Here is a 6,721-nt window from a genome sequence, read left to right as displayed (position 1 = left end):
TTGATTTCATATTACTATTATATAATGCTTTTTTATTTTAGTTTAGTATTAATCGATTGTTCTACTTTTTGCCTCCAAAACCTTGGAAAAGGCTTTCTTTTGCGATATACTTCACATATAAATACAAGAGAGCTCGTCACACTCGACTCTGTTGAAACATAATCAATCCAGTCCCGTTGTCCCTGTTCTCGGTCAATATCAAGGAGGATAGCTATGAAAGCTGTTGTTGTAAATCCAGAAAGCACTGGTGTTGCTGTTGAAGAAAAAGTACTCCGTCCACTTGAAACTGGGGAAGCACTTGTAGAAATTGAATACTGTGGTGTTTGCCACACTGACCTCCACGTTGCTCATGGTGACTTTGGTCAAGTACCAGGACGTGTTCTTGGCCACGAAGGTATCGGTATCGTTAAAGAGATTGCTCCAGATGTGAAAAGCCTTAAAGTCGGTGACCGCGTCAGCGTTGCTTGGTTCTTTGAAGGATGTGGCACTTGCGAATACTGTACAACTGGTCGCGAAACCCTTTGCCGTACAGTGAAAAATGCTGGCTACTCAGTAGACGGTGGTATGGCTGAACAATGTATCGTAACTGCTGACTATGCTGTCAAAGTTCCTGACGGACTTGATTCAGCCCAAGCTTCTTCTATCACATGTGCTGGAGTAACAACCTATAAAGCTATCAAAGAAGCAAAAGTTGAACCAGGCCAATGGGTTGTTCTTTACGGTGCTGGTGGACTTGGTAACCTCGCTGTTCAATACGCTAAAAAAGTATTCAATGCTCATGTTATCGCAGTCGATATCAACAATGACAAACTTGCCCTTGCAAAAGAAGTAGGCGCTGACATTGTGATTAACGGCCTCGAAGTTGAAGATGTAGCTGGACTCATCAAGGAAAAAACTGATGGTGGAGCTCATTCAGCTGTCGTAACTGCTGTATCTAAAGTTGCCTTCAACCAGGCTGTTGACTCAGTTCGTGCTGGTGGTCACGTCGTCGCTGTCGGCCTTCCTTCTGAAATGATGGAACTAAGTATCGTAAAAACCGTTCTAGATGGAATCCAAGTCATCGGTTCTCTCGTTGGAACTCGTAAAGACTTGGAAGAAGCCTTCCAAGTCGGTGCAGGAGGTTTGGTAGTTCCAGTTGTTCAAAAACGTCCAGTAGAAGATGCTGTTGCCATTTTCGACGAAATGGAAAAAGGTCAAATCCAAGGACGTATGGTACTCGACTTCACCCACTAATCTAATAGAAACCTATTTTAAAAGTTGGAAGCTTCTTTCAACTTTTTTATATTAAATTTTTAAATGTGGATTCAATATTACTCCTCAAAAAACTCAATATATCAACATCCAAAAGTAAAAGTTTTTTTAATTTTTTATGATAAATAGTTGCTTTTTACATGAAAACGGTTTATACTTAAACAGTCTTAAAGTTTTCTTAAATGAAAACTAAAACAAAAAAGGAGGAATGACAATAATGAGTATCGGAATCATTATTGCGAGCCACGGCGAATTTGCTGCGGGTATTCATCAGTCAGGATCTATGATCTTTGGTGAACAAGAAAAGGTTCAAGTTGTGACCTTTATGCCAAATGAAGGTCCTGATGATCTATACGCTAAGTTTAATAACGCTGTTGCTGCATTTGACGCAGAAGATGAGGTTCTAGTTTTGGCTGACCTTTGGAGTGGTTCTCCATTTAACCAAGCTAGTCGCGTGATGGGAGAAAATCCTGAGCGTAAGTTTGCCATCATCACAGGACTTAACTTACCGATGTTGATTCAAGCCTACACAGAGCGCCTCATGGACGCTGCTGCAGGTGTAGAAAAAGTCGCTGCGAATATTATCAAAGAAGCCAAAGATGGCATCAAAGCTCTTCCAGAAGAGCTAAACCCAGTTGAAGAAGTTGCAAGCGCTGCAGCTGCTCCAGTTGCCCAAGCTGCTATCCCAGAAGGAACTGTTATCGGAGACGGTAAATTGAAAATCAATCTTGCCCGTCTTGACACACGTCTACTTCACGGTCAGGTTGCAACTGCTTGGACTCCAGATTCAAAAGCAAATCGTATCATCGTTGCTTCAGATAACGTGGCTAAAGACGACCTTCGTAAAGAATTGATTAAACAAGCAGCTCCAGGTAATGTCAAGGCTAACGTGGTTCCAATTCAAAAACTGATTGAGATTTCAAAAGACCCACGTTTTGGAGAAACACATGCCCTTATCTTGTTTGAAACACCTCAAGATGCCCTTCGTGCCATCGAAGGTGGCGTGCCAATCAAAACTCTTAACGTTGGTTCTATGGCTCACTCAACAGGTAAAACATTGGTCAATACCGTTTTGTCTATGGACAAAGAAGATGTTGCTACATTTGAAAAAATGCGTGACTTGGGTGTTGAATTTGATGTCCGTAAAGTACCAAATGATTCTAAAAAAGATTTGTTTGACTTGATTAACAAAGCCAATGTCAAATAAGCCATTATTTATGAAAGGATTTTAAACATGTCTATTATTTCTATGGTTTTAGTAGTCGTTGTAGCCTTCTTTGCAGGTCTTGAAGGCATCCTCGACCAGTTCCAATTTCACCAACCACTTGTAGCCTGTACCCTTATTGGGCTTGTAACAGGTCACTTGGAAGCAGGGATTATCCTCGGTGGATCGCTTCAAATGATTGCCCTTGGTTGGTCAAATATCGGTGCTGCTATCGCTCCTGATGCTGCACTTGCTTCTGTCGCTGCTGCCATTATCATGGTTCTTGGTGGTGACTTTACTAAGACAGGTATCGGTGTTGCTCAAGCGGTTGCTATCCCTCTTGCCGTTGCTGGTCTATTCTTAACTATGATTGTTCGTACAATCTCAGTTGGTTTGGTTCATACTGCAGATGCTGCCGCTAAAAAAGGTGACTTCGGCGCTGTGGAGCGTGCGCATTTCATCGCGCTACTTTTCCAAGGACTTCGTATCGCGCTTCCTGCAGCTCTTCTCCTTATGGTACCAACTGAAACTGTACAAAGTATCCTTAGTGCCATGCCAGACTGGCTCAAAGATGGTATGGCTATCGGTGGTGGTATGGTCGTTGCCGTTGGTTACGCCATGGTTATCAACATGATGGCAACTCGTGAAGTATGGCCATTCTTCGCTCTTGGTTTCGTTCTCGCTGCTGTGTCAGATATTACTCTAATCGGATTCGGTGCTATCGGTGTTGCTATCGCTCTTATCTACCTTCACCTTTCTAAAACTGGTGGAAATGGTGGCGGAGGAGCCGCAACTTCTAACGACCCAATCGGCGATATCCTAGAAGACTACTAAGATAAGAAAGGACTGAAAACATCATGACTGAAAAACTTCAATTAACTAAATCAGATCGTAAAAAAGTTTGGTGGCGTTCAACCTTCTTACAAGGGTCTTGGAACTTTGAACGGATGCAAAACTTGGGCTGGGCTTATACACTCATTCCAGCTATCAAAAAACTCTATACTAAAAAAGAAGATCAAATCGCTGCTCTTGAGCGTCACCTTGAGTTCTTCAACACTCATCCATACGTAGCTGCTCCAATCATGGGGGTTACTCTTGCGCTTGAAGAAGAACGTGCTAACGGTGTGGAAATCGATGACGCTGCTATCCAAGGGGTTAAAATCGGTATGATGGGACCTCTTGCTGGTATCGGTGACCCAGTATTCTGGTTTACAGTACGCCCAATCCTTGGATCTCTCGGTGCTTCACTTGCCCTTACTGGCAATATCTTGGGCCCACTCCTCTTCTTTGTTGCATGGAACTTGATTCGTATGTCATTCTTGTGGTATGTTCAAGAGGTTGGATACAAGGCTGGATCGGAAATCACTAAAGATATGTCTGGCGGTATCCTTCAAGACATCACTAAAGGTGCTTCTATCCTTGGGATGTTCATTCTTGCTGTCCTTGTTCAACGCTGGGTAAATATTAAATTTGCTTTCGATGTTTCCAAAGTTCAACTAGATGAAAAGGCTTATATCCATTGGGATAAATTGCCAGAAGGATCTAAAGGTATCCAAGAAGCATTCGCACAAGTAGGACAAGGATTGTCTCAAACACCTGAAAAAGTTACTACTTTCCAACAAAACTTGGATATGTTGATTCCTGGACTATCAGGACTACTCCTTACTTTACTTTGCATGTACTTGCTTAAGAAAAAAGTATCTCCAATCACTATTATCCTTGCCCTTTTCGCAGTGGGTATTGTGGCACATGTTCTTCACATCATGTAATCAAGCAACTAAAAAGGAACCAGGTTCTAAAATCTGATTCCTTTTTTCTATGCTTTTATACTCAATGAAAATCAAAGAGCAAACTAGGAAGCGAGCCGCAGGCTGTACTTGAGTACGGCAAGGCGAAGCTGACGTGGTTTGAATTTGATTTTCGAAGAGTATTATTCTGCCAAGGCTCCCATTGGATCCCAAGGTGCAAGTACGATTGGTTCCGCTCCATAGGCGGCTTGTTCTTCTGCTGTCAGCAATTCTTTACGAACAACGATTTGGTATGTGTATTCGTCCATCCAAGCGTCTGAGGCAACAAAGTAACCATCTGTACCGACCTTGTCTCCCCATGAGTTTTCAACCTTCCACTTGGTTGATTTACCATTTTCGTCCAAGTCAACACCTGTCAAGACCATGGCGTGGGTCATCAAGCTTTCGCTGTAGTCCAGACGTCCAGCCTTGTCTTGAGTGAGTTTAATGTCCATGCTTGATTCAAAGTCATAAACATCTGTCGCAAGAATTCCAGCTTTACGGTTGCTGAGCTGGCCGACATCAGAACCAAACCAAACAGTCTCACCTGTTTGCATTTGAGCAATCGCCAATTCTTTCAAGCGCTCCATCGGCACGTTGATATAGCGAACTGCACGGCTACCAACCACATTTCCCAACATCTCAACTGTGTAAGATTGGCCGTAAGGCTTGTCAGCGGTTGGAGCGTTGATAACAGAAACATAATCTTCTAGTGGAAGATTGACATATTTCTTGTAAAATTCCTGTGGAGTAATGCTCTTTTCGCTTTGGTAGTTATTATCCTTATCCCGATAAGCAAAGTCAAATTTACGTGGTGGAAGTCCTAAAGACATAGCAAGAAAGTTAAAGATTTCTTGCAAAAGGTCTTCTTTCTTAGCTTGAACAGTCGCTTGGTCTGCGCCAGAAGCAAGCAAGTCACGCAAGATTTGAGCATCTTGACGAAGCAATTTGTTGAGAATGGCATTTAGCTCACGACTGCTACTAGATGAAACTGACTCAGGATAAACTGACTTGGGCACGACACCGTATTTCTCAAAGAGAGAAACGACCATATCCCACTGACCACCGTCTTGTTGAGGTGTTTGAAGTAGGAATTTAACCTTACGGCTCGTCAAATCTTGGTCTGCAGTCGCAATGACTTGCTCCAAGAACCAGTTGGATTTCTCATACTTGTCCCAGAAGAAAGTGTGGGCTTGTGACAACTCAAAGTTTTCCAGTTTATATTGTGAGATGAGCTTGTGGCGGAAGGTGTTGAGGGCTGCAAACATCCAGCAACGACCAGATGCTTTCTGGTTGGTTACCTTGTCCTTAGTCAAATCCAATGAGAAAACAGGTGTGTTGTCTACATGGCTTTGGCGACGTTCTAGGGCTGCAAAAATTCCGTTATGGCTAGCAGCATTTTCAATCGCTTGGTATTTGACATTTGCTTCATAGTTGGCAAATAGTTTATCTGTAAATGATTCTTGAATCGCGTTCATAGATTCCTCCTTTTATTCTACAGTCTATTATAACGCTTTTCACAAAGGAAGCAACTGAAAAACATAAAAGGAGAGAACATTGTCTCTTACCTTTTTCAAATATAAACTAAATTAAGCAATACTAGCAAGGAGAATTTCTAATTCTTCCTTGGTCAAGCGACGCCATTCTCCTCGCTGCAAGTTCTCATCTAAAACTAAAGTTCCCATAGTCAAACGTTGCAAGTCTACTACTTCCTTGCCACAGTAGGCCACCATACGCTTGATCTGATGAAACTTCCCTTCTGCAATGGTCACACGGATTTGACTCTGATTCTTTTCTGCATCTGTGGAAAGAATCTCCAGTTTAGCAGGCTGACAAGTAAAGTCTTTGAGAGGAATACCATCAGCAAATATCTCCACATCTTCCTGGTTCATAATTCCCTTGACTTGTGCCTGATAAGTCTTGTCCACATGACGCTTGGGTGAAAGAAGAGCATGGGCAAGCTTGCCGTCATTGGTCAGGAGCAGGAGTCCATGCGTATCGATATCCAAGCGTCCTACTGGGAAAACTTCCTTGCTCCGAGCAATATCATCCAGCAAATCCAGAACGGTTCTGTGCTTAGGATCCTCAGTCGCTGAGATAACTCCTTTGGGCTTGTTCATCATGTAGTAGACATACTCTTCATACTCCAACACTTGCCCATCAAAGCGAATCTCATCTCTTTCTTCATCAATCTGCAATTTAGCTGATTTTTCTTTTTTACCATTTACCGTCACGCGCCCAGCCTTGAGCAAGTTTTTGACCTCAGTCCGACTTCCCACAGCACAGGCAACTAAAAATTTATCTAATCTCATAGAACTATTATATCATATCAAAAGGAGGCTGTCTCAATGACCAACCTCCTTTTCGTTTCATACTCTTCAAAAATCTCTTCAAACCGCGTCAACGTCGCCTTGCCGTATATATGTTACTGACTTCGTCAGTTCTATCTGCAACCTCAAAACAGTGTTTTGAGCTGACT

6 protein-coding genes are annotated in these 6,721 nt (G+C 42.6%); 4 read left to right on the top strand and 2 right to left on the bottom strand.

The features are described 5' to 3' along the window. The first annotated feature begins 213 nt into the window (after window positions 1-213). The 4 genes from adhP (at window position 214) to HT701_RS06055 (ending at window position 4,224) form a co-directional block, all read left to right on the top strand. On the top strand, window positions 214-1,233 hold the full coding sequence (adhP, locus tag HT701_RS06070) for an alcohol dehydrogenase AdhP (RefSeq protein WP_119920094.1): 1,020 nt from the start codon (window positions 214-216) through the stop codon (window positions 1,231-1,233). Window positions 1,234-1,468: 235 nt separating this feature from the next. Next, window positions 1,469-2,458 (top strand): PTS sugar transporter subunit IIB, encoded by a 990-nt coding sequence (locus HT701_RS06065; RefSeq protein WP_000021972.1) that lies wholly within the window; start codon window positions 1,469-1,471, stop codon window positions 2,456-2,458. A gap of 27 nt (window positions 2,459-2,485) precedes the next feature. Continuing rightward, window positions 2,486-3,289: a PTS mannose/fructose/sorbose transporter subunit IIC gene (locus HT701_RS06060; RefSeq protein WP_000022715.1), complete on the top strand. Its 804-nt coding sequence runs from the start codon at window positions 2,486-2,488 to the stop codon at window positions 3,287-3,289. A 23-nt stretch (window positions 3,290-3,312) separates the two neighbouring features. Beyond that, window positions 3,313-4,224, top strand: a complete 912-nt coding sequence (locus HT701_RS06055) for a PTS system mannose/fructose/sorbose family transporter subunit IID (RefSeq protein WP_050222832.1) — start codon at window positions 3,313-3,315, stop codon at window positions 4,222-4,224. Between the two features lie 161 nt (window positions 4,225-4,385). On the opposite strand, the gene pepC is transcribed toward HT701_RS06055, so the two are convergent. After that, window positions 4,386-5,720: an aminopeptidase C gene (gene pepC / locus HT701_RS06050; RefSeq protein WP_172931313.1), complete on the bottom strand. Its 1,335-nt coding sequence runs from the start codon at window positions 5,718-5,720 to the stop codon at window positions 4,386-4,388. 111 nt (window positions 5,721-5,831) lie between these two features. Continuing rightward, the gene (locus HT701_RS06045) at window positions 5,832-6,554 is read right to left on the bottom strand and encodes a pseudouridine synthase (RefSeq protein ID WP_172931312.1); all 723 of its coding nucleotides are present in this window, start codon (window positions 6,552-6,554) and stop codon (window positions 5,832-5,834) included. Window positions 6,555-6,721 lie beyond the last annotated feature (167 nt).

It is taken from the genome of Streptococcus sp. 10824 (assembly GCF_013276595.1).
GTDB classification, from domain to species: domain Bacteria; phylum Bacillota; class Bacilli; order Lactobacillales; family Streptococcaceae; genus Streptococcus; species Streptococcus pseudopneumoniae.
This window is presented reverse-complemented; position numbering and strand designations above follow the sequence as displayed.